The organism is Micromonospora sp. NBC_01796, assembly GCF_035917455.1.
Classification (GTDB): domain Bacteria; phylum Actinomycetota; class Actinomycetes; order Mycobacteriales; family Micromonosporaceae; genus Micromonospora_G.
The window spans coordinates 3415911-3440914 of record NZ_CP109078.1; the positions used below are offsets into that span (position 1 = coordinate 3415911).

Below are 25004 nucleotides of genomic sequence, written 5' to 3' on the forward strand. Positions count from 1 at the left end.
AAAGAAAACGCGTTATAAGACCGCCGACAGCCGACAGTCATCGGTCAACCGCGATCAAGTCCTGCTGGACCCCGGTCCGGCATGATGTCCGGGTGAGCCTGACCGCGACCGGCCCCCACGGCCCCGCCGGAGCAACCGGAGCCGGAGCAACCGGAGCAACCGGAGGCGCAGCACCCGGAGCCGGAGCAGCCGGAGGCGCGGCAACCGGAGCCGTGCCGGCGACCGGTCGGGCGCCCGGTGTGGTGCTGGACGCGGTGTTGGAGCGGATCACGTACGCCAACGAGGAGACCGGGTACACGATCGCCCGGGTGGCGACCGAGCGGTCCGGCAACGACCTGCTCACCGTGGTCGGGGCGCTGCTCGGTGCGCAGCCGGGGGAGAGCCTGCGGCTGGTCGGGCGGTGGGGCTCGCACCCGAAGTACGGGCGACAGTTCGAGGTGCACTCGTACACGACGGTGCTGCCAGCGACGATCCAGGGCATCGAGCGTTATCTCGGCTCCGGGCTGATCAAGGGGATCGGCCCGAAGATGGCCGCCCGGATCGTGGAGCTGTTCGGGGCGGACACCCTCCGGATCATCGAGGAGGAACCCGGCCGGCTGGTCGAGGTGCACGGCCTCGGCAAGAAACGTACGGCGATGATCGGCGCCGCGTGGGAGGAACAGAAGGCGATCAAGGAAGTAATGATCTTCCTTCAGGGCGTCGGAGTCTCCACCTCACTGGCCGTACGGATCTACAAGAAGTACGGCGACACGTCCGTGGCCGTGGTCCGGGACGAGCCGTACAAGCTGGCCGCGGACGTGTGGGGGATCGGCTTCAAGACCGCCGACACCATCGCCCAGGCGGTCGGCATCCCGCACGACAGCCCGCAGCGGGTCCAGGCCGGCATCCAGTACACCCTCTCCGAGGCGACCGACAGCGGCCACTGCTACCTGCCCGAACCGAACCTGGTCGCGGACGCCACCGAGATCCTCCAGGTCCCCGCCGACCTGGTCCGCACCTGCCTGGACACCCTCGCCACCGACGAAGGCGTCGTACGCGAACAGGTCCCGAACCGCAGCACCGAGGGCGCGACCATTCCGGCGGTGTACCTGGTGCCGTTCCACCGAGCCGAGACCGCGCTGGCAAACAGCCTGCTCCGGCTGCTCAACCATCGCAGCGACCGGATGCCGGCGTTCGCCGGGGTGGACTGGGAGAAGGCGCTGCGCTGGCTGCGTACCCGGACCGGGGCCGACCTGGCCGAGGAGCAGGAACGGGCGGTCCGGCTCGCACTCACCGCGAAGGTCGCCGTCCTCACCGGCGGACCCGGCTGCGGCAAGTCCTTCACTGTCAAATCGATCATCGCCCTGGCGGCGGCGAAACAGGCGAAGATCGTGCTGGCCGCGCCGACCGGTCGGGCCGCGAAGCGGATGACCGAGCTGACCGGGCATCCCGCCGCCACCGTGCACCGACTCCTGCAACTGCGCCCCGGCGGCGAGCCGACCCACGACCGGGACAACCCGATCGACGCCGACCTGATAGTGGTCGACGAGGCGTCCATGCTGGACCTGATCCTGGCCAACAAGCTGATCAAAGCGGTCGCGCCCGGCGCTCACCTGCTGCTCGTCGGCGACGTGGACCAGCTCCCCTCGGTCGGAGCCGGTGAGGTGCTGCGCGACGTACTCGGCGCCGAAGCCATCCCCCGGGTACGCCTGACGAAGATCTTCCGCCAGGCACAGGAGTCCGGGGTGGTGGTCAACGCCCACCGGATCAACGCCGGCCAGCCGCCGGCGATCGGCGAATATCCCGACTTCTTCCTCTTCCCGGTCGACGAACCGGAGGAGACGGCGAAACTCGTGGTCGACATCGTCGCCCGGCGGATCCCGCGCAAGTTCAACCTGCACCCACGCGACATCCAGGTACTCACCCCGATGCACCGGGGCCCGGCCGGAGCCGGCAACCTCAACACGATCCTCCAGGAGGCGCTCGCTCCGCACCGGGAGTCAATGCCCGAGCGGCGGCACGGGGCCAGGGTCTTCCGGGTCGGTGACAAGGTGATCCAGATCCGCAACAACTACGACAAGGGCAGGGCCGGGGTCTTCAACGGGACCGTCGGCGTGATCACCGCCCTCAGCGGCGAGGACCGCCAGCTCACCGTCCGCACCGACGAGGACGAGGACCTGACGTACGACTTCGACGAGCTGGACGAGCTGCAACACGCGTACGCCATCACGGTGCACCGGTCCCAGGGCAGCGAGTACCCGGCGGTCGTCATCCCGGTGACGATGAGTTCGTACACGATGTTGCAGCGCAACCTGCTCTACACCGCGGTCACCCGGGCCCGGAAGCTCGTCGTGCTCGCCGGCTCGCGCAAGGCGATCGCGATCGCGGTCCGTACCGCCGGGACCGGCCGCCGGCACACCGCCCTCACCCACCGGCTGACCACCTCGTAACAGTCGGTCCCGGCCCGCCCGCGCACACGAAGGTGTGCCGGCCGATCGGCGGGGGCTCGATCAGGCCGGCACACCGGTCCGCAGGTCAGGCGATGGTGAACTGCATGTTCGTCTGGTTCTTGTAGCGGCAGTCGTAGAGCGCCAGGTTCGCCCCCTGCTTGCGGCTGTTGCCGTGGATGTTCAGGCACTTTCCGGTGTAGCCCGTGCGGGTGGCGATGTAGCACCGGTTGCCCGGCGCCGCGCAGTTTATGAAGAACATCTGGCGGAATTCGTAGTCGCACTTGCGCTGGACGATCGTGACATTGTTCTTCGCAGCGCCGTTGGTCGCCCAGCACCAGCCGGCAGCCCACTGCGGGCGGACCGCGTAGATGAACGGGTTGCCCTCGTCCGACAACGGGACGATCTCGAACCGCTGGGTCTTCTTACGCGGGTCGCATGACCGCTGCTGGATCTTCGCGCCGTTCGCGCCCTTCTTGGTGGTGCTGGACACCGTCAGACACAGGCCACTGTTGCCCGCCCGGATCTGGTGCACACCGGTCACCGGCCCCGCCGCGGTACGTGAGGTCGTACCCGCCGTCCGCGCCGCGGCGTTCGCCTCCGGCTCGGGCTTGAGGTTCGCGACCGCGATGTACGCGGTGGCCACCAGGGCCACCAGACCGAGCACCTGGACCATGCGTGGTACCCGGCGGACTACTCGGGGAATGCCAATTCGGCGAATCATGCCGCACCCTTCGTGTTGCAGTATCGTTGGAAGTCACTGCCCTGATAGAGGCAGACCAGTACGCGCACATCCCGTACATTCCGCAGCGATTTGTTCACGCTCGCGGACCGTTTGGTGTGCGTGGTCTTCAGTCGGATCTTCTTCACCTTGTTCGTCTTGCAGTCCACATAGGTGAACCAGGCGATGGCGCCGTGCGAGTCGCTGTCCCGGGTGTCCAACAGGGTCCCGGTGACCTTCGCGTCGTAGCAGCGTCCGTTCTTCTTCCAGGTGACCCGACCGGAGATTCCACCGCCCTGCCCGGAGTCGGCGGTCCGCAGGTCGATGTTCCATGCCTTCTTGGGCGGGGCCGCCGCGCTGGCCACCACCGAACTGGCCAGCAGGCCCGCGATGATGAGTGTTATCGCGCCGAGGAGCGCCAGGACGCCCTTGCGTCCGGGAGGAATTCGTTTCATAGCTTCTCCTGTTCGTGTCGATCCAGAGTGGAATTCGGTGGTCCGGGGGTGCACTCAGGCAACCAGGAAACAAATCGACGGTTCAAGCCGATTCGCGGGCGGGACTGTACGGGACCTTCCGCCCCTGGCCGAGCAGCGAATCCGACCGGTCCGGGACAGGCACCGGACGGGCCGCTGGCAGCAACGGGACGGCCGGTACGGGCCGGGACGCGTACGCCACGGTGGTCCGAACTTTCCCGTACGGCGCCATTCCTGACAGGACAGGGTGCGGCACTGTGCACTGATTCCCATGCGCGGGCCGAGCAGGACTCCTCCGCGAATACGTCAGCATCGGCTCTGGAGGTCGACGACATTGAGAAGAATTCGCAAGGTGCTGCCACTGCTGTTCGCGACGACCCTGATCGCCGGGGCAATCGCGCTCACCACCGGCCTCGCCAGCGCGGCTGGTAACTGCACCGGAAACGTCAACAAGAAGGCGTTGTGCCACGCCCAGGAACAGGTGGGGAAGAAGTGCAGTTGGGACGCGTCGCAGACAAAGACCCTGGCGTGTGCCCGGATCAGCTATGAGGCGTACCGCAAGGCGGGACTGAAGGGGAACTACCTGCCCGCGTCCGGCAGCTACAACCAGGGAATCAAGTTGGGCTGGACCGTCCCGGTGAAGGACCGTAAGGCCGGGGACCTGCTCTACTTCAACGAGTTGGACAAGGGTGTCGACCGGGTCGGGATCTACGCCGGAAACGGCAAGGTGATCATCCCTACGGGTTCGCCGACCTCGAAGAATCCCGAGACCGTCAAGTCCACCGAGCTGACCCCCGCGCGGATCAAGCTGCTCTCGAAACTGGCGGTACGCCCCGTCCTCGCCGATCCCAAGATTGACACGATTCGGGTGAACACCGCCATCGCGGAGAAGAACCCCACCGATCCGTGCCCCGAGCCCGACGGCGATGCCCCGGAGGGGGACGAACCCACCGACGACACCGAGACTCCGGAAGGCGACACCGCCGCGCCGGAGGACGGCACCGAAACTCCGGAAGGCGACACAGCCGCGCCGGAGGACGGCACCGAGACCCCGGAAGGCGACACCACCCCCGAGGGGGACAGTGCTCCCGAGGGCGGCACGGACGCTTCCGATGGGGAGACGACAACCAGCACCTCCGGCGGCACCACCACGACCACGACGACGACAACCACCAACGACGGAACCACCACCACGACCACCACCACGACCGGCGGCGACCCCGCCGACGCCGATCCGGCGCCCGAAGGCGCCGCAACCGACCCGGCCCCGGAGGCGCCCGAGGGCGATGCGGGTGCGGATGCCCCGGAGGGCGACGCGGACTCGGAAACGCCCGAGGGTGACACGGACGCCGACAACCCCGAGGGCGACGGCGACAGCCCCGAGGGAGACGCCGATGGCGACGCGGGTTGCGCGGAGACCGACGAGTCGACGACAGAGGAAGACCCGGGACCGGGCGACGAGTCGACCACCGAGCCGGCCGACGACTGCGTCGACACCGACGTGGTCGACAACAAGATCGTGATCATCGACCCGTCCGACGTGCTGGACAACAAGCCCGGCGTCGTGGAACCGGCTATGCCTGGGGACGGCGGCGCCGGCACGAACTCCGAGGAGGAACCATGCGACCGACCCTGATCCGGAACCCCTGGCCCGGACTGCAACCCTTCGCCAGGCTGATCTTCGCCCTGGTCCTGATCGGCGGCGCCCTGCTCGGTCTGAGCAGTCTCGCCAGTGCCGCAGGAAAGTCGTGCAGCAGCGGCAGTCCGGGCGAGCGGGCGGTCTGCCGGGCCGAGCAGCAGGTCGGCGACCGGTACGCCATGGGCACCGAGGGGCCCAACACCTTCGACTGCTCCGGTCTCGCCTACTACGCGTACAAGGGAACCGGGGTGGGGTTGAAGCGTACGACCGCGGAGGCGCAGTCCCACAAGGGGAAGACGGTCTCGGTCAAGAACCTCCAGAAGGGTGACCTGCTCTACTTCGACTGGAACAACGACGGGAACGCCGACCACGTCGGCATCTACGCCGGCAAGGGCAAGATGGTGCACGCGTCGTCCGGGTCCGGCAAGGTCAAGAAGGTCGCCCTGACCGCGTACTACAAGAACCACCTGGACACGGCCAAGCGGCTCGCGCCGACCAAGCCGACCAAGCCGAAGGTCGACCCGAAGAAGCCGTCGACGGGCGAGACACAGCCACCCAAGCCGGAGCCGACGCCCAGCCCGGTCCAGACCTACATCGAAATCAACCCCGCGTACGGGTGAGACGACCCGTCCCGCTTGTCGGGCGTACGCGAAAGGGGCGGTCCGCTCGCGCGGACCGCCCCCTTTGTTGTCGCCTGTCGTGCTACCTCAGATGCGCGCACCGGTGGTGGCGTGGAAGGTGTGGTTCTTGCCGGTACGCGGCTTCACGTAGACGGTGTCGCCCATGTTCGGCATCGTCCGCCGGTCGGTACGGACCACGAACCGCTCGGAGGTGCCGTTGATCGTGGCGGTGCCGTAGATGTTGGCGTCCGAGCCGAGGTCCTCGACCAGCTCGACAACCACCGGCAGGCCACCCTCGGTCGGGCTGACCAGGTCGCAGTCCTCGGGGCGGAAGCCCACGGTGACGTTGCCGTTGCCGCCGTCGGCCTTGGCCGCCTCGATCTGCTCACGGGTGAGCGGGACGAGCAGCTCGGCGAAGTTCGCGCCGGTCTCGGTCAGCGGGACGGTCTTGATGTTCATGGCCGGGGAGCCCATGAAGCCGGCCACGAAGACGTTCGACGGGGTGTCGTAGAGCGCACGCGGGGTGTCGACCTGCTGGAGCACACCGTCGAGCATGACCGCCACCCGGTGACCCATGGTCATCGCCTCGACCTGGTCGTGCGTGACGTAGACGGTGGTGATGCCGAGCTTGGCCTGCAACGACGCGATCTGCGTACGGGTCTGCACCCGCAGCTTGGCGTCGAGGTTCGACAGCGGCTCGTCCATGAGGAAGACCTGCGGCTCGCGGACGATCGCCCGGCCCATCGCCACCCGCTGGCGCTGACCGCCGGAGAGCGCCTTGGGCTTGCGGCCCAGGTAGTCGTCGAGCTGGAGCAGCGCCGCCGCCTCCTTGACCCGCCGGTCGATCTCCGCCTTCGAGGTCTTGCGGAGCTTCAGCGCGAACGCCATGTTCTCGTAGACCGTCATGTGCGGGTAGAGCGCGTAGTTCTGGAACACCATCGCGATGTCCCGGGCCTTCGGCGGCAGGTGGGTGACGTCCCGGCTGTCGATGAAGATCGAGCCGTCGTCGACGTCCTCCAGGCCGGCGAGCATCCGGAGGCTGGTGGACTTACCGCAACCGGAGGGGCCGACCAGGACGAGGAACTCGCCGTCGCCGATCTCCAGGTCGAGGTGATCGACGGCGGGGCGTTCGGTACCCGCGTAGATGCGGGTGGCCTTGGAATAGGTGACCGTAGCCATGGTGAAGCGCTTCCTTTCACCGGCAGGAACGTGCCGGACGATCCGAGTGAAGGAGCTTCCGGCGAGGGGGGCCGCACCGGTCCGGCGACGCGCCGGGGGCCACTGGGGTGGTCGGCGTGTCGTCCGTGTCACGCCACCGTAATCCGCCCGGCCCACCCTGCCAAGGTCAGAGGCGTACGGAGAGACGCGATCGACTCACATTTCGGGCATCAGGGCACGGCAAGCCATCAATGGGTACGGCGATCGTGCCGAACTTGTCGGTCGGCGACCGTGGCGGCGTGGGGATCGGCAACCAGGTAGCTATGCTGACCCGGAACACTGCCCCTGTAGCTCAGCTGGCCAGAGCACCCGCCTTGTAAGCGGGATGTCGCCGGTTCGATCCCGGCCGGGGGCTCTTACCTACCCTGACCTGCGTGGAACGGGCCGCCGAGCAGGCGGGACGGTCCCGTACGGCGTCCCGGACTGCCCCGTACCCGTTCCGCCTCGACGGGACGACGGGCGAACAGCTTGCCTGATCGGCATGACACGCATTCGAGCTTTTCTCGGCCGGAAGACGGCCCAGTTCGGTCTTCTCGCGGTGGCCCTGGTGGCCATCTCCGGCCTCGTTGTCGTTAACGGCGACCTGGCCCAGGCGCGGGCCAACGACCGGGCGGTGACGACCACCTACCTGCTCCGGGGCAAGGGCCCGGTCACCAACCAGAGCGATCAGCTCTACGTGACCAGCGGCACCCAGGCCACCTGCAAGAAGGGGAAGAAGTACCTGCTCACCGCGACCTGGTACGCCAGGAACGTGACGAAGACCAGCGCGTACATCGACAAGGTCGTGGTCCGCTACAGCGCCGGGATCAAGGGGAAGTCCGTCTTCCTGGCCAAGGGGGAGCTCTACGACGCCTCCGGGAAGAACTACTGGGGAGCGGGCACCGCCGATCACGTCAAGATCTCCGGCGGAAGGTCACTGACCGTGACGCACCACATCCGTAAGACGGTCAGCTTCGCCAAGGGCCCGGTCACCTTCAAGAGGTACGCGACCGTCGGCGGGACCGGGCAGGAAGCTGTCTGGTGCCACGGCCCGGCCGCACTCCAGATCCAACTGCGCCCGTCCCGCTGACCGTCCCCGTCCGTCCGTAACCGAGCCGTCCACGACCCCCGTCAGAGCAGCGCGTCGGCCACCCGGCCGGCGCGCTGCTTCCGGTCGGCACTACGGGGAGACGAACGGTGGCCCGGTCAGCGTCGGCACCGGGGTCGGTGGTGCGGTCGGCGGAACGTCGCGCTGGGAGAGCCAGCGCAGTCCCAGGAGGATGCCGGCGACCACCAGCCCGATCAGTAGCGCGGCGATCAGCACCGGACCCAGGTCGTGTCCCGCGCCGCGCGACGGCTGTCCACCCGTCACAACTGCGCCAGTACGGTTCGGGCCGCCGTGACCGCGGCCGCCAGCGCCAGGGGCTCGGTGGAGGGTTTCACGTGGTAGGTCACCTCGACCATGTCGCCGTCCTGCACCGCCAGCACCTGCACCTCGACGTCGTCGGGATCGTCGCGCCGGTCGGGGAGGACGGCGTAGGCGTACCGGCCCAGTCCGGTCACGTCGACCACGCGGTCGGTGCCCTGCGAGTGGAAGCGCTTGCGTCCGCCGAACGCGTCCTGCGCCTCGGTCGACGGGGTCCGGAAGCTGCTGGGGCCGAAACGTTCCACCGAGATCCGCAGGTTGCCGTCGTTCGGGGCACCGTCCGTTCCCGAGTTCCAGACGCAGCCCGTAAGCCGGCTCTGGTCCTCGCCGGGGACGGCCTCCGTGTCCGGGTCGGGCACCAGTTGGACGAGCAGACCGCCGGGAACCAGCCCGCAGGCGGCGGGCGGCGGGGCCGGGTCGAAGGGCTGGCAGACGACCAGGTAGCTCAGCGCCGCGGCGGCGACCCACACCGCGAGCGCGACGGGCGTGGAGACCCGGGGAAGTGCCGGCATCACGCCAACCTAGTCCACATCGGCCGATCCGGGCGTCGAGCAGTCCTGACCGGTCCACTACCGCGACCATGTCGGTAGCCTTTGGGGATGCATGACCTGCCGAAGGCCGAATTCGCCTTTCCCGGGCCACTGCGCGACCAGTTGGTCGCGGCCATCCTCGACGGCACGAAGACCTCGACCACCTCTCCGGAAATCGACTGTCAACGCGAGCAGGGCGAGTGGTTCTGACATGGCATACCACTACCTGACCTCGCCGACCCTGGCCCGCGTACCGGCCCTGCTCGACTTCGTCTCGGCCAAGACGGGTGAGCCGAGTCCGGGCACCAGTGCCCGGTTGACCTCGTACTTCGTCGACAACAGCGATGACGGGGACTTCCTCGACCACACCGACGTGGTGGCGCGGGCCCAGGAGGGGCTGCCGGCGCGATTGGTCCGGGAGGCGGACTACCTGACGGCGAGCGTACGGATCCCGATCTTCTCGGCCGCGTTCGTGGCGGCGACGCGTACGGAGTTGGAGCGGGATCTGGAGTTCCACCGTTGCGTGGTGCGCTGCGAGAACGAGGAGTACGACGACTTCTCGGTGGCCCGGGTCAGGACCGTGCTGCCGTTGATCGACGAGGCCCGGTCACAGCAACGCCCGGCGGCCGGTGGTGGCCCGCCGATCCTGACCGAGCCCTTCTTCCGGGAGGAGTACGCGGACCGGTTCCTGATCGCCCGCGACGCCCGCTACCGGACCCTGGTCTGCAGTCCGCGCCTGGTGGAACTGGTCCAGTCGCACAAGCTCCGGGTCCGGTTCACCGCCACCGCCTGAGGGGCGGTCGGCCGGTGCCCGGGGCCGCCGTTATGAGATTGATTCATGACTATTTGCGCCGAACGGGGGATAGTGCCTATTCGTCCAGCGCTACCACACTGACCTGGTGGAACGCTCACTCACGGCAGCCATGTTGGCGATCGGTGTGGTGCTCGGGCTCACCGCCGGCATCGCGTACGCGGTCGCCCGGCGATCCTGGGCCGACTACCGCAAGACCAGGGCGAGCGTCCCCGGCATGCGCAAGGCGGCCTGGGTGTTGATCCGGATCGCGGTCAGCAAGGGCGGCATCGTCCTGCTGCTCTGCATCGCCGCCGCGAGCTGGGCCGCGACCAGCGACAACTGACCGCCGGTCGACGCCTCTGCGCGGGCGTCGCGCGGCAAACGTTACCGGCTGTCGGATTCGGTCGATACCACGGAGATCGCCCGTTCGGTCCTCACTAGGATCGCGGCGTGATCATCATGAGACGGTCCATAGCGGTCCTCTTAGGACTGCTGGCCGCCCTTACGCCACTGGGTATTCCGCCGGCCTCGGCCGGTGAACCCACCTCCGAGCCGCCCAAAGTGGAGCTTGTGCTCGATGTGAGCGGGTCGATGCGAGCCAACGACATCGACGGCCGCACCCGGATCGCCGTCGCGCAGGAGGCGTTCCACGAGGTGGTGGACGCCCTCCCCGACGAGACCGAACTTGGCATCCGGGTGCTCGGCGCCACCTACCCCGGCGACGACAAGAAGATCGGGTGCCAGGACACCCAGCAGATCGTCCCGGTCGGCCCGGTCAACCGGGAACAGGCCAAGGCCGCGATCGCCGGGTTGCGCCCCACCGGATTCACCCCGGTCGGGCTCGCGCTGCGCGGCGCCGCCCAGGACCTCGGCACCGGTGGGACGACCCGCCGGATCGTGCTCATCACCGACGGCGAGGACACCTGCGCGCCGCCGGACCCGTGCGAGGTCGCCCGTGAACTCGCCGCCCAGGGCACCCACCTGGTCGTCGACACGCTCGGCCTGGCCCCGGACGAAAAGGTACGCAAGCAGCTCGTCTGCATCGCCGCCGCGACCGGCGGAACGTACACCTCGGCGAACAGCGTCGAGCAGCTCAGCGACCGGATCAAACAACTGGTCGACCGGGCGAACGACACCTACACCCAGACCCCGGCGCTGGTCACCGGCACCGGTGCGTGCGCCGACGCGCCGATCCTCAGTCCCGGTGTCTACACCGACCGGGAGAAGTTCTCCGAGCACCGCTACTACCGGGTGCCGGTCCGGGCCGACCAGGAACTCCGCGCCTCGGTGAGCGTGGCCCTGGACCGCCCGCTCAACCGCGACTACGGCGTACTGCTGCGGGCCACCGCCGCAGACGGCCGGGAACTCGTACGCGGCACCGACGCGGGCAGCGGTCGTACGGACGTACTCTCCACCGGCCTGCGCTGGTCGGCGTCGGAGCCGGACGAGGAACCGAGCGAGGAGCCGACCGAGGGGGCCACCACGGTCGCCGAGACCCCCACCGTCTGCCTGGTGGTCAGCAACTCCTTCTCCGCCCAGAACGCCTCCACCCAGGTCCCCGGCATGCCGGTCGAGCTGACCATCGACGTGGTCGACTTCTCGCCCGCCCCGAACAGTCCCGGCCTCGGCCGAGGCTGGGTGCTGCTGGCCCTGCTGACCATCGCCGGTCTGCTCACCGGCCTGATCGCCGGCTGGCTGACCCGCTGGTGGGTCGCCACCTGGAGGGAGAACTGATGCCCCGGACCGAGACGACGAGCCGGATCGGCGCGACCGCGCTCGCCGTGGCCGCCGGGATCCTGCTTCCGGCCGGCGCCGCGGTGGCCGCACCGGCGTCCCCGCTGCCGACCCCGTCACCCGGCGCGGTCACCGTCACCAAGGCCGGCACCTCGTTCCTGACCGCCACCGGCATCGGCGCCGGCCAACCGGTCAACGTCGCCGGATCCACCGGCGACTACCTCTACTGGTCGTTTTCGGCCTCGTCCGGGCAGACCAACGACATCGCGATCAACGTGACGCTGCCACCTTCGGCGGACCGGCACGGGCCGTCCACCTGGGCGGTCGACGTCTTCGACGGGCTGCGACGCCGGCAGGCGTGCACCGCCGGAGCCCAGGCCCCGACGGTCCCGGCCACCGAGACGACGGTGGCGCTCAACTGCACCCTGCGCCAGGTCCGGGCGTGGGCCGAGCCGTGGTCCGGTGACCCGCTGCCCGGCACCTACTACGTCCGGCTGTCCACCACCGACCTGCCGGAACAGGACCTCGGCCTGCCGATCCAGGTGGCGCTGCTGGTCGGGGCATCGGACGACGACAACATCACGCCCGAGGACGGTGACCTGAAGACGCCGCTCGTACCGGCGGTGCAGCCCGGAGCGATCGTGCCGGCCGGCGGGACCGCCGTCACCCCGAGTACGAGTGCCAGCCCCGACCCCGCCGCCCAGGCCGCGAACGAGGACGAGGGCTTCTTCTTCGGGTGGTTCGACGGGTGGTTCGACGGGTTCTCGTCCCGGTGGATCTGGACCGCCGCCGGTGGCGTACTGGCCGCGGTCGCCGGGGTGGTCGGGTTCGCCCTCACCCGGCGTCCCCGACGCCCCGTGGTGCGCTGACCGGCCACGTGAGCTAGCGGTCGACAGTGGTTGGGAAGGGTCCCCGGTGCATCGGAATCCGATGACGAGGGACCCTTCCTCACTCTTCCCGAGTCGGCTACGGCTCCTGGCGGAAGAGCCCGCCGCCGCCGTACTTGCGGTGGGCGGCCTGTTTGGAGACACCGAGCGCCTCGGCCACCTGAGCCCAGGAGGCACCGGCCACCCGCGCCCGGCGTACGAGCACCGCCTCCATCCGCTCGACCCCACGGCGCAACCCGGCCGCGGCCCGCAGGCTCTCCAGCGGGTCGGGGCCGGTGCTGAGTTCGAGCAGTTCCCGGAGCGGTTCGTCCGACACGCCGTCAATATACGCTGACGGACCTGTCCCCGGCCCGGTCAGAGGCGTACCAGTGCCGCCCAGCCGGGGACCGTCGGCTCGTACCGCAGCGGCATCCCCGCCTCGGCCGGCGTACGGTCACCCTTGCGCTGGTTGCAGCCGTAACAGGCCGCGACGGTGTTCTTCCAGGTGTTCCGTCCACCTCGGGAGCGGGGCAGGACGTGGTCGATGGTGGTCGCCCGCGCCGTGCAGTAGGCGCACCGGCTCCCGTCGCGCAGGTGCACCCCGGACCGGGACCAGGCCGGGCCCGAGCTGAACCGCCAGCGGGTCACCACGTACCGGACCAGGCGGACCACCCGGGGCATCGGGAAGACCCCGATCCGCCGGTCGGGCTCCGCCTCGTGAATCTCGGCGACCCGGCGACAGAGCATCCGGATCGCGTGCTGGAGACTGACTTTGTGTAGTGGGCCGAGGTCGGCGTTGATGACGAGCACCGCGTCCACCGGGTCCTCCTTTCGATTCGTAATCCGTGGGCCTCGAGATGGAATGGATCGACCGGCGACTTCTCGTCGGCGGTTAAGGATTCGTCGGCGGTTACGGATACAGAAAGCCGCCCGGATCCCGTACGTGCTGGGTGGGCGGCTGGGTCGCGGTGTCGACGTCGATGTCAGCCGCGAGGCCCGTCCAGCTCGTGTTCCGTACCGTCCGCGTACCAACAGGTGGGCCGGCTGTGGTGGGGCAGGGCGGCGACGAGCGGTCGGAACCGCATCGCGCTGACGCCTGTCACCCTCATGCCGACCCCTCGCTCGGTGGTTGTCCCTGACTGCGTAAACGGTAATTGCGTACACCGCCGAGCGGCAACGGATTTGATCAGAATTCGTCAGGGTTTGGCGAGCAGGCCGCGTCGGCGTACGGACCAGAGCGGTTCGGGTGCCGTACCGCACCGGCGCAGGATCCGGTTCGCGGCCAGGATGCCGGTCACGGCGGCCCGTTCCATCAGCGCGCTCGGCAGGTCGGTCCGGATCCCGTCACCGGCCAGGAAGAGCCCGTCGGCATCGGTGAGCACGGTCGGGCGGTCGGCGTGACCGCCGGGGCGGAACGAGGGGGCCTGCCGCTCCACCCGCGCCCGCAGCTCCACCACGGGCAGCCGGGCCACCTCCGGCCAGAGCCCGATCAACTCGGCCCGCATCCGCATCGCCAGCTCCTCCGCCGGCAGATCCTCCGCGCAGGCGTACGCGTGCAGTTCGACCACCGCGCCCCCGGTCCGGTCGGCCCAGTCCCGGGCCCCGGCCTCCAGCCGGTGGTAGAGCGTCACGGAGTCGAGCGTCGGTTGCCGGGACACCCCGCTGAACACCGCCCGGTCCGGTGCCACGTCCCCGGCCAGCCAGTACCGCGCGACCGCGTACGGGGGTCCGGGTGCGAACTCGGCGACCCGGGCGGCGAGGCTCGGCGCCTCGGCGGCGAGTTCCGGTGCGGCGGCGAGCAGGTCGCGCAGGGCCGGCGGGTCGACCGCGAGCACCAGGAACTCGGCCCGGTGCAGGGCACCACCGGCGGTGACCTGCCAGCCGCCACCGTCCCGCCGGTTGATGCCGGTCACCGGCGTCCCGGTGTGCACCTTTCCCCCCACGACCCGCAGGTACGCGGCCAGCGGGCGCCAGATCGCCGAGTCGTAGTCCCGGTCCGGGGCGTCGAAGGCCAGCCCCTCGGCGTTGCCGAGCAGGTAGAAGTGGAAGTTCGCGACCAGTTCGGCGGCGGACATGTCGTGCTCGTGGTTGAAGAACGAGTGCGCGAACACCTCGAAGAGCATCGCCCGCGCCCGGTCCGGCAGGCGCAGCGAGTCGAGCAGGTGGGCGGCGGTGGTCCGGTCGAGTTCGGCGTAACTCCGCTCCGGGTGGTACGCCAGCAGCGGCAGTGCCGCATTTCCGTCCATAGTGCGCAGATCGCGCAGACGCAGGCTGGGGCTGCGGGCGATCAGGGCGAGCAGGTTCAGCGGCGGCGCACTCGGCAGCCGGGCGAACTCCTCGGTCGGCCAGTCCGCCGAAAGGACCGGGTAACCGGGCACCGGACGCAGGAACCCCAACGCGGGATCGATCCGGCGCAGGATCGCCCGCCAGTTGTAGTACTGCCGGAAGAACGCGTGGAAACCGTGGTCGACGCCCTGGGCGGTGCCGTCGGCGAGTCGGTCCGGCCAGGCCGCCAGGCGCCCGCCCAGGGTTGGCCGGGCCTCCAGCACGGTCACCCGTACGCCACGTTCGGCGAGCACCACGGCGGCCGAGATGCCGGCTATCCCGCCGCCGACCACCAGCGCGTCGACCCCGTTCGGCACTCGGGGCGTACCGGCGGCGCCGCCCTCGGGATCGACCCGGACCGGGTGTACGCCGAGCAAACGGCCCAACCCTCGCGACAGCTCCATGGATCCCTTCCGATGCAAGCGCAGTCAGTGTCCCCCTTTTCCGGCGTGAGGAGGAGGCCCTTCCGGTACAAATCCCTACTCCGGGGGGCGGCAGGCGGGTGGGCGGTCCGACGGGGGCCAGACGTACGGGAGGTCGGGCGGCAGGTCGCCGAAGCGGGGGCGGTAGAAGTCCGGGTCCTTGCGCAGCAGCGACACCCGATGGCTCAGGTGCAGGTCCTCCCGGCCGAGCCAGGGCGGCAACTCACCGGCGGCGGCCAATTCGGGCTGGGAACGTACCCGGTCGATGCCACAGGCGGCGGTCAGGTCCACCATCAGGGTGCCGGCGACGGTGTCCGCCCGACCGGTGCCGGACCACACGTCGCAGACGTCCAGCCCGTACCGGACCAGTGCCTCCTCGTACCCGGCCCACATCTTGACCGCCGGATGGTGCCGCCAGCCGTACCGGGGCCAGGTCAGCCCCCGCAGCACCTGGAGCGCCTCGACCCGTTGCTTGCCCAGCCTCAGCGGATCCAGCGACCGGGCGCTGTCCCCGAAATCCGGGTACGGCAGGAACGTCTGCATTCCACTCCACTACCCGCGACCGGCGCCCGCACGCCCGGATGACCGATCGCCCACGCCCGGCGACGGTTCGGCGGGCAGCGATGGATGATCGTGGTGGCTACGATCCGGGCATGGCGGACCCGTGGCGCAATCGGGCCCGGCGCGCGGTCGAGACCCGACTTCGCGACGGGCTGCGGACCAACGAGGGCCGTCCCCACTATGTTGTCTGCGGCCAGGACGCCCTGGCCATCCATCTGGTCAACGCACTGCTCGCCGAGTCGGTACGGGTAACCGTGATCGTCCCGACCCGTCGCCGGGCGGACGGCCCGGACATCCGCGCGATCCGGGGCGTACGGGTGATCTCGGCCGATCGGCTCGACGAGGAGACCTTCCGGACGGCCGCGCTGGCCGGGGCGCACGGGTTGGCCCTGATGCACCAGGACGACGTCGGCAACATCCATGCCGCCCTCTGCGCACAGGAGGTCGAACCCCGGCTGCGGCTGGTCCTGCGCATGTTCAACACCGGGCTCGGCAACAGCGTACGGCCGCTCTTCGCCGACTGCGCGGTGCTCTCCGACGCCTCGATGGCCGCGCCCACCTTCGTCGCCGCGGCACTCGGCGCGGTGACCCCGACCCACTTCCGGTACCGGGGCCGGACCATGACCGTGGCCCGGCGCACCGACGTACGCCCGGAGCACGTGGTGTGCGGCCTGGCCGACACCACCGACCCCCGGCACGTACGGATCCTGCCCGCGGACGAGGCCCAGGCGGACCTGGTGCTGGCCGAGGCGACCGGCCAACCGCCCGGTACGGAGGTGGCCGCGCGCCGGATCAAGCGGGCCCGCCGCCGCCAGCGACGCCCGACCGCGGTGTTCTGGCGGGCCCTGCGCTCGTTCGCCACCCGCAAGATCGGCATCGCCACCCTCGCGGTGCTCGGGGTCATCGTGGTGTTCGGCTTCCTGCTCGCCCACGCCGAGCGCGTCAGCGTCGCCGAGGCGCTTTACGTCGCGCTGGTGACCACGATCAGCGGCGCCGACCCGGATCCGGGAAAGGCCGCGTCCGCGCAGGTCATGCAGGTGGTGCTGAACCTCGCCGGGCTGGCGCTGATCCCGCTGATCACCGCGGCCGTGGTGGACGGCATGGTCAACGCCCGGCTGGCGCTCGACGACGGCCGGCTTCGCCGGCCCCGCAAGGACCACGTGGTGGTGGTCGGGCTCGGCAACGTCGGAACCAGGGTCATGTGGCAGCTCCACGACCTCGGCATCGAGGTGGTCGCAGTCGACAAGGACCCGGAGGCGCGGGGAGCGACGGTCGCCCGCCGGTTGAACATTCCGCTGATCGTCGGCGACGGTGCCCGGGAGGAGATCCTGGAGGCCGCCTCGGTGGCCACCTGCCAGGCGTTGGTGGTGGTCTCCACCGACGACGTCACCAACCTCCAGGCGGCGTTGAACGCCCGGGCGGCCAAGTCCGACCTGCGGGTGGTGCTCCGCCTGTACGACGGTGACCTCGCCGACCGGATCCAGAAGGCATTCAACATCAACATTTCCCGGAGCGTGTCGTACCTGGCCGCGCCGTCGTTCGCCGCCGCCCTGCTCAACCGCGAGATGATCGCGACCATCCCGATCAGTCGGCACGCGCTGCTGGTCGCCGAGGTCCCGATCACCGAGGGCGCCGCGCTGATCGGCCGCGAACTCGTCCAGGTCGACCAGGCCGCCGGCGTACGGGTGATCGGGCTGACCCCGGCCGGGCAGCCGAACCTGCTCTGGTCCCCGTCGCGTACGCACCGGCTCGGTGCCGGGGACCGGCTCCTGGTGGTGGTCCGCCGGGCGGCGCTGAGCGCACTGCTGAAGCAGGCGAACCCGCCGGTCGTCGACCCGGAACCGCCGGCACTGCCGACCCAGCCGCCGTTTCCCGCCGGCAGCCCCGGCTGAAACGGCCCCGCGTACGGGATGCTTTCGGTCTGCCCGGTGGACGCGAACGGTGTGCGTCGGCGGGGCGCGGAGATCGTGGGACGGATCAAAGAACACGGCCGAGTGCTGCGTATTGTTTCCTGGGGATTGCGGGAACAATTCGCCGTCCGACGAAGTCGAGGATTCCGGCCGCCCGCCGCGTCTCGGTGAACACCCGGAAGCCGGACGGTGCTGCCTACGTGGCCGGGCGGCAAACTCGGCCGTCGCGCCGAACCCCGCGGTTGTGGCGATGAACGGCTCGACCATGCCGAGACGGTTGTCCCTGGACTGGGCTCAGGATCGCGACCGGTCCACTCCGTGACCCGGTCGGTGCGTAGTATGCCACGGTGCGAGTATGGACTGACAGGGTTAAGAGCGTGCCGCGTCGTACGCGCTACCTCAGCCTGGGCCTCGGCGTACTGGCGGTCGCGTTGCTGGTCGTCGGCAGGTGGGACCTCTCGCTCGCGGTCGGTGCCGGTGCGCTGCTCGCCTGGGGGATGAAGGATCCCGCCCGGGTCACCTGGGCCATATTCGTCGTCGCTTTTGCCGTACCGGTAACCATCAACTTCGGCTATCCGACCAATCCTTCGTACACGCTGCTGCTCCTGCTTTTTGTTCTTGCCGTCTGGGGCGGGGTGCTCCGCAACGGAAACGACAGGTGGGACCCGAAGCTGTTCGGGGCGGTTCTCCTGCTTCCGTTGTCCGCGCTGCTCGCGGGCATATTGCACTGGCACGGAGCCAAGCCGATTATCGTCGGTATCGCGCCCCTACTGGCCATCGGGGCACTGTGCTGGCGCGTCATCGAGGAATCACGCCGCGACCCCCGGCTGATCGCCCGGATCGCGGAGGCGCTCACCTGGTTCAGTGTTGCCGTCGCCATCTTCGCCAAGTACCAGAGCATCTCCGGCACCTGGCCGATCTTCGATCAGCTCGCGTACCACTGGACCTACACCTCGCTGTTCGACCCGACCCGGGCGGCAGGGCTCTCCGGGCATCCCATCATCTACGGGACCTTCGCCATGGCGATGGCACTCGTAGCGCTGATCCTCCGGGGCAGGTACTGGTACGTCCCCTTCACCGCGAACCTGGTGGGGCTGGTGCTGTCGGGCACCCGGAGCGCATGGGTGGGCATGTTCCTCGCCCTGGTCCTCTGGCTCTTCTACGAGTGGCGCAAGATCTCCTGGCGGGGCGTGGGCACCACGGTCGCGATCGCCGTGGTCGCCTTCGCTTTCGTGGCGCTCAGGCCGTTCCCGCACTCCTCCACCCCTTCTTCCTCGTCGTCTTCTTCCTCTTCCTCGCCGAACAGCTCCACGCCCACTCCGCGGTCGGTCGACTCGGTCCGGGCGGCCGGGGCACGCATGTCCGACCCCATCGGTTCGGCCAGCGCGAACGCGCGCTTCACCCGTATCGGCGCGGTCTGGGACGGCATCACGGACGACTGGTCCACGGTCGTCTTCGGCCACGGACCCGAGGCCAACGTGCGCTACCTGGAGACCACCGGAATCGACGACGGCCAGGCGCAGGTTTTCGACAACACCTATCTGAGCTTCTGGTACAACTACGGGCTTCTCGGCCTGATCAGTCTGTTCCTGGTCATGCTGGGCGCGTACCTGCGCTTCCGGTCCCTGCCCGCGCGCGTGCTGCTCGTCGGCCTCGCGGCCCAGGTGTTCTTCTTCGACGTGTGGCTCTGGATCGGGGCGGTGGCCGTGTTCCTCCTGGCGGTTGCCATGGGCGCCTCGGGCAACCCGGCATGGTCGACCAAGCCGCTGCGGGAACTCGTTCCGGGGATCCCGCGGCCCCGGACAGAACAGGACGTCGACAGGGTGACCGTGCAGTCCTGACCGGCTCGGCCGTACCCGAAAGCTCACTGCACCGAACGACGGCGCCGGTACGTTCACCGGACGACCTGCTCGCTGATCTGCTGTCGCAGAATCATCCAGGCTTCTTGCAGAGGTAGTAGTGGTGGTCAGAGACGAGGTTCGGGAGTTTGTTCGGTTGAGTCCACTTACTTCGGAATCGGACAATTCCGAAGATGGTGATGAGGCATTCGATGAGATGGAACGAGCTTTGCATGCAATCGAAAAGCCTGTCACTGACGAAGAGGCTCGCGTGTTACTTGGATCCTTTGGTGAGGATAATTGCTTCGGATTGGCTTGGACACTGTTGCACTTGATTGAATCGGCCCCATCGCCGATGGTGACATCCGAGCCACCCGTGGGTTCGAACCCCTGGATTATGAGGATGTGGATTCGTTACAGGAACAGCATAGCGGACTAGCTCAAGAATCGTCGTCGGCTTATTCGGGGCGCGGGCGAGGCGTAGGTACGGTCTTCAGATTGCGGGAGCGCTTGCGTGGTTTCACGAGGTTGGGAGCACTGCTTCCGGCCGGTTTGCTTCGTATTCAATGGCAGATGCCATGTGTCGGAGAGCCGGGTAAAGCGTTCATTCGGGACCGCTGGTAGGGGTATGGGTGGCGAAGCGAGCCCATGCGGTGCGCCCGAAGGTGAGTACGGGCCCGTCCGGATCTTTGGAGTCGCGTACGGCGATGGCGTGCGGTAGTTCGGCGACCTCGACGCAGTCGGTGTCGGAGCCGCTGCGGCTGGACTTGCGCCAGACCACGTCACCGAGATCCGCAGCGACCATCAGGGCCTCACTCTCGTTCGTGCTCCGTTGCGATGCGCGCAACGAACTCCACCGACCTGGCCGGGCTGAGCGCCATCTTCGCCAGCTTATCCGCCGAGCGTCGGAAGGCTTCCACCTGCGACGGTTCCTCCAGGAAGAGGCTCGACATCCTGTGCTCCAGGTGCACGACGGCCGGATCGCGAACGAAGTCGAGCACGACAAACGGACCGTCCACCCCGATGTGCCCACCGACACCGAACGGCAGCACGGACAACGTCACGTTGGGCCGCTCGGCCGCCTCGACCAGGTGTCGAAGTTGCCGGACCATCACCCTCGGCCCACCGAGTACCCGGCGTAGGGCGGACTCGTCCACGATGACGTTCAACTCGGGTGGCTCGTCGCGGGACAGGATCGCCTGCCGGCCGAGTCTCGCCGCAACCCTGATCTGGGCATCCGCATCCGCCACGTCACACGCCCGCATGATCGCCTTGGTGTAGTCGGGTATCTGGAGCAGACCGGGTACGAGCATCGGCTGCCAACTGGTGATCCGGGTCGCCTCGGTCTCGAAGCGGATGAACGTACGTGACCACGGCGTCAGCCCGGTCCCGTACGTCTCCCACCAGCCTCGGTCCTTGCCGCGTTCGGACATGGCGAGCAGGCGCTTGCGTTCGTCACCGATCACGCCGTAGATCACGAGCAGCGAGGCGACATCCTCCGGCGGGATGCCCTGCTGGCCGGTCTCCATCCGGGACAGTCGGGACGCCTGCCAGCCGAGCTGTGCGCTCACGGCGGCGCCGGTCAGACCCTTGGCCTTGCGCAGTTGTCGCAGCTCACCGCCGAGTCCACGACCGACAACGGTCGGCGCGTTCTGCTTCGGCATGTCCACTCGCCTCCACCCCGGGGGTATTGACATCCGTACGCCAGAACGCCAACCTAATCGCAAATTGCTGTGACAAGCAACCCTGTGGTGATCATTTGTGTGAGGAGTGTCAACATGAGCGATCTCAAGCCGTACCGCTACGTGCCGCCCTGGGCTCACCCGTACGACCCGGCGGACTCGCCGGGGCCGATCGAGTCGGTGTTGGAGCGGTTCCGGCGCGGCCGTCCGGAGGAGCCGGAGCCGAGCGACGCCGAGATCGAGGCCAGCCGGTACACGATCGTGCTGGTGCCGCCCGAGGCCGCCGAGAAGATCGGGTACGACCGTTCGGACGTGGGGCTGCGGATGTTCCGTGACGGCGACTGGGACCACAACCCGAGCGACCTGGACGAGGCGGCCGACCTCGTCCAACAGGCGTGCGGCGAACCGATCACCCTGGTCGAACACCACTCCGACCTGACCTACTGGACCGCCCGACTCCGTCCGGCCGCCGATTGAAGAGCGGTTCATCCCATCGGGGTGATGCGGGAGCAACCTCTGCCGGGTCAGGCTGACCCTGACCCGTATCCGCTGGGCGCCCCACCGGGCCGGGTGGCCTGGCCAGGTGAGAGGGAGGCGAATGGGTGGACCCGACGGCGGAGTATTTCGCGGGTCCGGCGCGGCAGCGTGCGCACCTGCTGCCCCGCGGCTTCTCGGCGACCGTACGTCTCGATCTGCGCCGCCCGGACGGCATGGCCCGCTGGTATCTCACCCTCGGTGAGGACGGCATCTCGATCTGGCCCGACGGTGAGCGGGAGGCGGACTGCGTGTTTGTCGCCGACGGCGCGGTCTTCGACGGGCTGGTGACCGGAGGCGACGTGACAACGGCCCTGATGCGGAACGACCTGAAGTTTCACGGGTCGCAGCGAATCCTGACCTACTTCGAACGCCTGCTGCCCGGACCACCCGACTCGCACGGGCCCGAACGGGTCGCCGGCAGAAGCGGGCACCATCACGTCGAGGGTGGCCGGGACCGTGCACGCTAACCAGATTTCCATCCTGGAGGGGCTGACCTACATCGTCAGCGAGCGCAACGGAGACGTGAACCCGGCTCCGGGCGAGCCGGCCGGGTTGTACTTCCTCGACACCCGCTTCCTGTCGAAGTGGGTTGTGACGGTCAACGGGGAGCGCCTGACTCCGCTCTCCGTCGACGACCTGCAGTATTTCGAGGCGAAATTCTTCCTCGTGCCCGGGGAACCGACGCACTACGTCAGCTCGACCCTTTCGGTGATGCGCCACCGTTCGATCGTGGGCGGTCTCGCGGAGAAGCTGAGCATCCTGAACAGCGGCGAGGAGCCGGCCGAGGTGACGATCCGGCTGGAGGCGGCGAGCGACTTCGTCGACGTCGACCTGATCAGCCAGCCCGGCGTACCCGATGATTCGATACGGGGAAAGAAGGGCCGGTTCGACCACCAGATCGGTGACCGCTACCTCCGCCTGTTCTACGTACGTGAGGACTTCTACCGGGCGACCGTCATCCAGACCAGTGAAGCGGCGGAGATCGATCAGGACGGGCTGACCTTCACCGTCCGGATCCCCTCGCAGGGAAGCTGGTCCACCCAGTTGCAGGTGGTGACCGACCTCCGCGCGCCGGGCGCCGAGGACATCCATGGCAAGGATGCCCTGATCCGCCGCACAAAAGAGGGCATGCGGGAGGAACTGGACCAGTGGATCGCCCAGGCGCCCCGGCTGGAGTGCGACTTCGACCCGCTCACCGAGGCGTACCGGCGAAGTCTGATCGACCTGGCCGCGTTACGGCTCCCGGGATTCGACGCGAGCGGATGGTATCCGGCCGCGGGCCTGCCCTGGCTGAACACGATCGTCGGTCGGCAGAACATCATCACCAGCATCCAGTCGCTGCCGTACCTGCCGGAGCTGGCCGCGACCACACTCCGGACGCTGGCGACCTTCCAGGGGACGAAGCTCGACGACTTCCGGGAGGAACAGCCGGGGAAGATCCTCCACCTGACCAGGTGGAACGAGGCCGCCGCCTTCGAGGAAACCCCGAACGCCCGGTACTTCGGCTCGGTCGACTCGACGCCGCTGTTCGTGGTGCTACTCGACGAGTACGAGCGCTGGACCGGCGACGCGGCGCTGGTCCGCGAGCTGGAGAAGGAGGTACGCGCGGCGCTGCGCTGGATCGACGAGTGGGGGGACCTGGTCGGCGACGGCTACCTCTGGTACCAACCTCCACGGGCGGCGGGCGAGCAACCCAACCAGTCCTGGAAGGAATCCGAGCTGGCGATCTGCTACGCCGACGGCCGGCTGCCCGGGTTCCCCCGGGCCACCTGCGAGGTGCAGGGCTACGTGTACGACGCGAAGATGCGCGGTGCCCGGCTGGCTCGTACCCTCTGGGGCGATTCCGCGTACGCCGACCGGCTGGAACAGCAGGCCGCCGAGCTGCGGGAACGGTTCAACCGGGACTTCTGGATGCCGGACCGGGGGTACTACGCCCTGGCGCTGGAGGCCGACGGCAGCCAGGTGGACGCGCTCGCGTCGAACCTGGGTCACCTGCTCTGGAGCGGCATCGTCGACCCGGACCGGGCGCAGGCCGTGGTCGACCACCTGCTCGGGCCACGGCTCTTCTCCGGCTGGGGAGTGCGCACGCTCGCCGTCGGGGAGGCGAAACACAATCCGGTCGGTTACCACGTCGGTGCCGTCTGGCCGTACGACAACTCGATCATCGCCGAGGGTCTGCGCCGGTACGGGTACGCGGCCGAGGCGGGAACCATCGCGATGGCGATGTTCGAGGCCGCCAGCTACTTCCGGGGGCGGCTGCCGGAGGCGTTCACCGGCTACGACCGCGAACTCACCGTGGCGCCGGTGCGCTATCCCACCGCCACGAGTCCGCAGGGGTGGTCGGCCGGGGCGGTGCTGTCGCTGCTGCGTACCGTCCTCGGCCTGGAGGCGCACGGTCGTCACCTGGTGGTCAACGCCGCCCTGCCGCCCGGCCTGGCACAGGTCGCCCTGCTCCGGGTACCCGGACCGTGGGGCACGGCAGACGCACTCGGCCGCGCCAACACCCCCACGCCGTACTCCTGACCGTCAGCGGCCGTTGCCCATGCGGTCGGCAACCTGCTGTTGGGTCAACCCCCAGGCCCGGTACGCCTTAGGCGACGAGGTAGGTGGAGTCGTCGAATTCGGCAGTGACGCGCAGGCGTCCGCCAAGGGCTTCGACGTAGGCACGGAGGACGGATACCGACACTGTGTCGAGTTTCCCGCGTTCGACATCGGAGACCCGGGGACCAGAAACCCCCATGACCTCGGCCACCTCGCGTTGGGTAAGGGCGCGGTTGCGACGCACCTCTGCCAGCCGGTACGCGTGGATTTCGTCGTCTAGGCGCTGCTGGCCGGCGGCGCGCTCGGCGTCGGTGCGGATCGGATGGCCTGCGGCGCGACGGATTTCCTCGGCGCGACGCTTGGCTTCGTCCCACGATATGGCGCTCATTGATAGTTCCTCGTTTCCAGTTCGGCCAGGTGGATGTCGTAGCGGCTGTCTGCGAGCGGGATTGCGGTCTCGTACCAGCCGCGCCAGTTACCGGCCTTGTCACCGGCGACGAGTAGCACTGCTCGTCGTACCGGGTCGAAGACGAACAAGATCCGAACTTCGCTGGATCCCGTTGATCCTGGCCGCAACTCCTTCATGTTGTGGTGCCGCGAGTGCTTCACCCGATCGACCAGTGGGCGACCGAGCACCGGTCCTTCCGATGCCAGGCGGTCGATCGCGTCTTCGACGAGATCGGCCGTGTTGGGATCGTTCTTGGTCAGGTCGTTGAACCACGCCGCAACGTCCTCGACCAGCAGGATCTGCCATCCGCCCACC

Annotated in this window: 27 protein-coding genes, 1 tRNA gene and 1 pseudogene; 15 read left to right on the plus strand and 14 right to left on the minus strand. The window is 68.8% G+C overall.

All coding sequences use genetic code 11. The features are described 5' to 3' along the window. The first annotated feature begins 212 nt into the window (after nucleotides 1-212). Nucleotides 213-2429, plus strand: a complete 2217-nt coding sequence (gene recD2 / locus OIE47_RS15785; RefSeq protein WP_326562249.1) for an SF1B family DNA helicase RecD2 — start codon at nucleotides 213-215, stop codon at nucleotides 2427-2429. A gap of 85 nt (nucleotides 2430-2514) precedes the next feature. Here recD2 and OIE47_RS15790 read toward each other — a convergent pair whose 3' ends face one another. Then, nucleotides 2515-3102 (minus strand): RICIN domain-containing protein, encoded by a 588-nt coding sequence (locus OIE47_RS15790; protein ID WP_326562250.1) that lies wholly within the window; start codon nucleotides 3100-3102, stop codon nucleotides 2515-2517. Between the two features lie 44 nt (nucleotides 3103-3146). Continuing rightward, nucleotides 3147-3602, minus strand: coding sequence for a hypothetical protein (locus OIE47_RS15795; RefSeq protein WP_326562251.1), 456 nt, complete (start codon nucleotides 3600-3602; stop codon nucleotides 3147-3149). 352 nt (nucleotides 3603-3954) lie between these two features. Here OIE47_RS15795 and OIE47_RS15800 point away from each other — a divergent pair, with 352 nt between their 5' ends. Next, the gene (locus OIE47_RS15800; RefSeq protein WP_326562252.1) at nucleotides 3955-5256 is read left to right on the plus strand and encodes an NlpC/P60 family protein; all 1302 of its coding nucleotides are present in this window, start codon (nucleotides 3955-3957) and stop codon (nucleotides 5254-5256) included. Further along, a complete protein-coding gene (locus tag OIE47_RS15805) occupies nucleotides 5241-5879 on the plus strand; it encodes a C40 family peptidase (RefSeq protein ID WP_326562253.1) in 639 nt (212 codons plus the stop codon). Before OIE47_RS15800 ends, OIE47_RS15805 begins: the two co-directional genes overlap by 16 nt. A gap of 87 nt (nucleotides 5880-5966) precedes the next feature. Here OIE47_RS15805 and OIE47_RS15810 read toward each other — a convergent pair whose 3' ends face one another. Continuing rightward, nucleotides 5967-7058: an ABC transporter ATP-binding protein gene (locus OIE47_RS15810; protein ID WP_326562254.1), complete on the minus strand. Its 1092-nt coding sequence runs from the start codon at nucleotides 7056-7058 to the stop codon at nucleotides 5967-5969. 320 nt (nucleotides 7059-7378) lie between these two features. Here OIE47_RS15810 and OIE47_RS15815 point away from each other — a divergent pair. Then, nucleotides 7379-7452: transfer RNA gene (locus OIE47_RS15815), tRNA-Thr, on the plus strand. Nucleotides 7453-7578: 126 nt separating this feature from the next. Continuing rightward, nucleotides 7579-8166, plus strand: a complete 588-nt coding sequence (locus OIE47_RS15820) for a hypothetical protein (RefSeq protein ID WP_326562255.1) — start codon at nucleotides 7579-7581, stop codon at nucleotides 8164-8166. Between the two features lie 90 nt (nucleotides 8167-8256). On the opposite strand, the gene OIE47_RS15825 is transcribed toward OIE47_RS15820, so the two are convergent. Continuing rightward, nucleotides 8257-8448 (minus strand): hypothetical protein, encoded by a 192-nt coding sequence (locus OIE47_RS15825; protein WP_326562256.1) that lies wholly within the window; start codon nucleotides 8446-8448, stop codon nucleotides 8257-8259. Beyond that, on the minus strand, nucleotides 8445-9014 hold the full coding sequence (locus tag OIE47_RS15830; RefSeq protein WP_326562257.1) for a hypothetical protein: 570 nt from the start codon (nucleotides 9012-9014) through the stop codon (nucleotides 8445-8447). The genes OIE47_RS15825 and OIE47_RS15830 overlap by 4 nt, the downstream gene beginning before the upstream one ends. 87 nt (nucleotides 9015-9101) lie before the next feature. Between OIE47_RS15830 and OIE47_RS15835 the strand changes: the two are divergent. The 5 genes and pseudogenes from OIE47_RS15835 to OIE47_RS15855 all read left to right on the plus strand — a co-directional run. Further along, nucleotides 9102-9197 (plus strand): annotated as a pseudogene (locus tag OIE47_RS15835) (ASCH domain-containing protein); the annotation flags it as partial. Between the two features lie 46 nt (nucleotides 9198-9243). After that, on the plus strand, nucleotides 9244-9825 hold the full coding sequence (locus OIE47_RS15840; protein WP_326562258.1) for a hypothetical protein: 582 nt from the start codon (nucleotides 9244-9246) through the stop codon (nucleotides 9823-9825). A gap of 106 nt (nucleotides 9826-9931) precedes the next feature. Then, nucleotides 9932-10168: a hypothetical protein gene (locus OIE47_RS15845; RefSeq protein WP_326562259.1), complete on the plus strand. Its 237-nt coding sequence runs from the start codon at nucleotides 9932-9934 to the stop codon at nucleotides 10166-10168. Between the two features lie 107 nt (nucleotides 10169-10275). After that, nucleotides 10276-11559: a VWA domain-containing protein gene (locus OIE47_RS15850; protein WP_326562260.1), complete on the plus strand. Its 1284-nt coding sequence runs from the start codon at nucleotides 10276-10278 to the stop codon at nucleotides 11557-11559. Then, nucleotides 11559-12428, plus strand: coding sequence for a peptidase (locus OIE47_RS15855; protein ID WP_326562261.1), 870 nt, complete (start codon nucleotides 11559-11561; stop codon nucleotides 12426-12428). Before OIE47_RS15850 ends, OIE47_RS15855 begins: the two co-directional genes overlap by 1 nt. 97 nt (nucleotides 12429-12525) lie before the next feature. On the opposite strand, the gene OIE47_RS15860 is transcribed toward OIE47_RS15855, so the two are convergent. From OIE47_RS15860 to OIE47_RS15880, 5 genes are all read right to left on the minus strand, one after another. Beyond that, entirely contained in the window at nucleotides 12526-12762 is a 237-nt protein-coding gene (locus OIE47_RS15860; RefSeq protein WP_442792100.1) for an RNA polymerase subunit sigma-70, read from the minus strand. A 38-nt stretch (nucleotides 12763-12800) separates the two neighbouring features. After that, nucleotides 12801-13244, minus strand: coding sequence for an HNH endonuclease (locus OIE47_RS15865; RefSeq protein WP_326562262.1), 444 nt, complete (start codon nucleotides 13242-13244; stop codon nucleotides 12801-12803). A gap of 164 nt (nucleotides 13245-13408) precedes the next feature. Continuing rightward, a complete protein-coding gene (locus tag OIE47_RS15870) occupies nucleotides 13409-13534 on the minus strand; it encodes a hypothetical protein (protein ID WP_326562263.1) in 126 nt (41 codons plus the stop codon). Nucleotides 13535-13621: 87 nt separating this feature from the next. Next, nucleotides 13622-15154 (minus strand): hydroxysqualene dehydroxylase, encoded by a 1533-nt coding sequence (locus tag OIE47_RS15875; protein ID WP_326562264.1) that lies wholly within the window; start codon nucleotides 15152-15154, stop codon nucleotides 13622-13624. Between the two features lie 75 nt (nucleotides 15155-15229). Further along, entirely contained in the window at nucleotides 15230-15715 is a 486-nt protein-coding gene (locus OIE47_RS15880; protein ID WP_326562265.1) for an MSMEG_6728 family protein, read from the minus strand. Between the two features lie 110 nt (nucleotides 15716-15825). Here OIE47_RS15880 and OIE47_RS15885 point away from each other — a divergent pair, with 110 nt between their 5' ends. Then, nucleotides 15826-17625, plus strand: a complete 1800-nt coding sequence (locus OIE47_RS15885) for a potassium channel family protein (RefSeq protein ID WP_326562266.1) — start codon at nucleotides 15826-15828, stop codon at nucleotides 17623-17625. Between the two features lie 395 nt (nucleotides 17626-18020). After that, a complete protein-coding gene (locus tag OIE47_RS15890) occupies nucleotides 18021-19484 on the plus strand; it encodes an O-antigen ligase family protein (RefSeq protein ID WP_326562267.1) in 1464 nt (487 codons plus the stop codon). 601 nt (nucleotides 19485-20085) lie between these two features. Here OIE47_RS15890 and OIE47_RS15895 read toward each other — a convergent pair. Both OIE47_RS15895 and OIE47_RS15900 read right to left on the minus strand, forming a co-directional pair. Continuing rightward, a complete protein-coding gene (locus tag OIE47_RS15895; protein ID WP_326562268.1) occupies nucleotides 20086-20286 on the minus strand; it encodes a DUF397 domain-containing protein in 201 nt (66 codons plus the stop codon). Between the two features lie 7 nt (nucleotides 20287-20293). Beyond that, entirely contained in the window at nucleotides 20294-21145 is an 852-nt protein-coding gene (locus tag OIE47_RS15900) for a helix-turn-helix domain-containing protein (RefSeq protein ID WP_326562269.1), read from the minus strand. A gap of 114 nt (nucleotides 21146-21259) precedes the next feature. On the opposite strand from OIE47_RS15900, the gene OIE47_RS15905 reads away from it, so the two are divergent. From OIE47_RS15905 to OIE47_RS15915, 3 genes are all read left to right on the plus strand, one after another. Then, a complete protein-coding gene (locus tag OIE47_RS15905; RefSeq protein ID WP_326562270.1) occupies nucleotides 21260-21640 on the plus strand; it encodes a hypothetical protein in 381 nt (126 codons plus the stop codon). 125 nt (nucleotides 21641-21765) lie between these two features. Continuing rightward, on the plus strand, nucleotides 21766-22167 hold the full coding sequence (locus OIE47_RS15910; RefSeq protein WP_326562271.1) for an SCP2 sterol-binding domain-containing protein: 402 nt from the start codon (nucleotides 21766-21768) through the stop codon (nucleotides 22165-22167). Continuing rightward, nucleotides 22157-24223 carry an amylo-alpha-1,6-glucosidase gene (locus tag OIE47_RS15915; protein ID WP_326562272.1) on the plus strand — a complete coding sequence of 689 codons (2067 nt, stop codon included), beginning with the start codon at nucleotides 22157-22159 and terminating at the stop codon, nucleotides 24221-24223. Before OIE47_RS15910 ends, OIE47_RS15915 begins: the two co-directional genes overlap by 11 nt. Before the next feature lie 67 nt (nucleotides 24224-24290). On the opposite strand, the gene OIE47_RS15920 is transcribed toward OIE47_RS15915, so the two are convergent. Next, the gene (locus tag OIE47_RS15920; protein WP_326562273.1) at nucleotides 24291-24629 is read right to left on the minus strand and encodes an XRE family transcriptional regulator; all 339 of its coding nucleotides are present in this window, start codon (nucleotides 24627-24629) and stop codon (nucleotides 24291-24293) included. Beyond that, on the minus strand, nucleotides 24626-25003 hold the full coding sequence (locus OIE47_RS15925; RefSeq protein ID WP_442792101.1) for a type II toxin-antitoxin system RelE/ParE family toxin: 378 nt from the start codon (nucleotides 25001-25003) through the stop codon (nucleotides 24626-24628). Before OIE47_RS15925 ends, OIE47_RS15920 begins: the two co-directional genes overlap by 4 nt. Between the last annotated feature and the right edge of the window lies 1 nt (nucleotide 25004).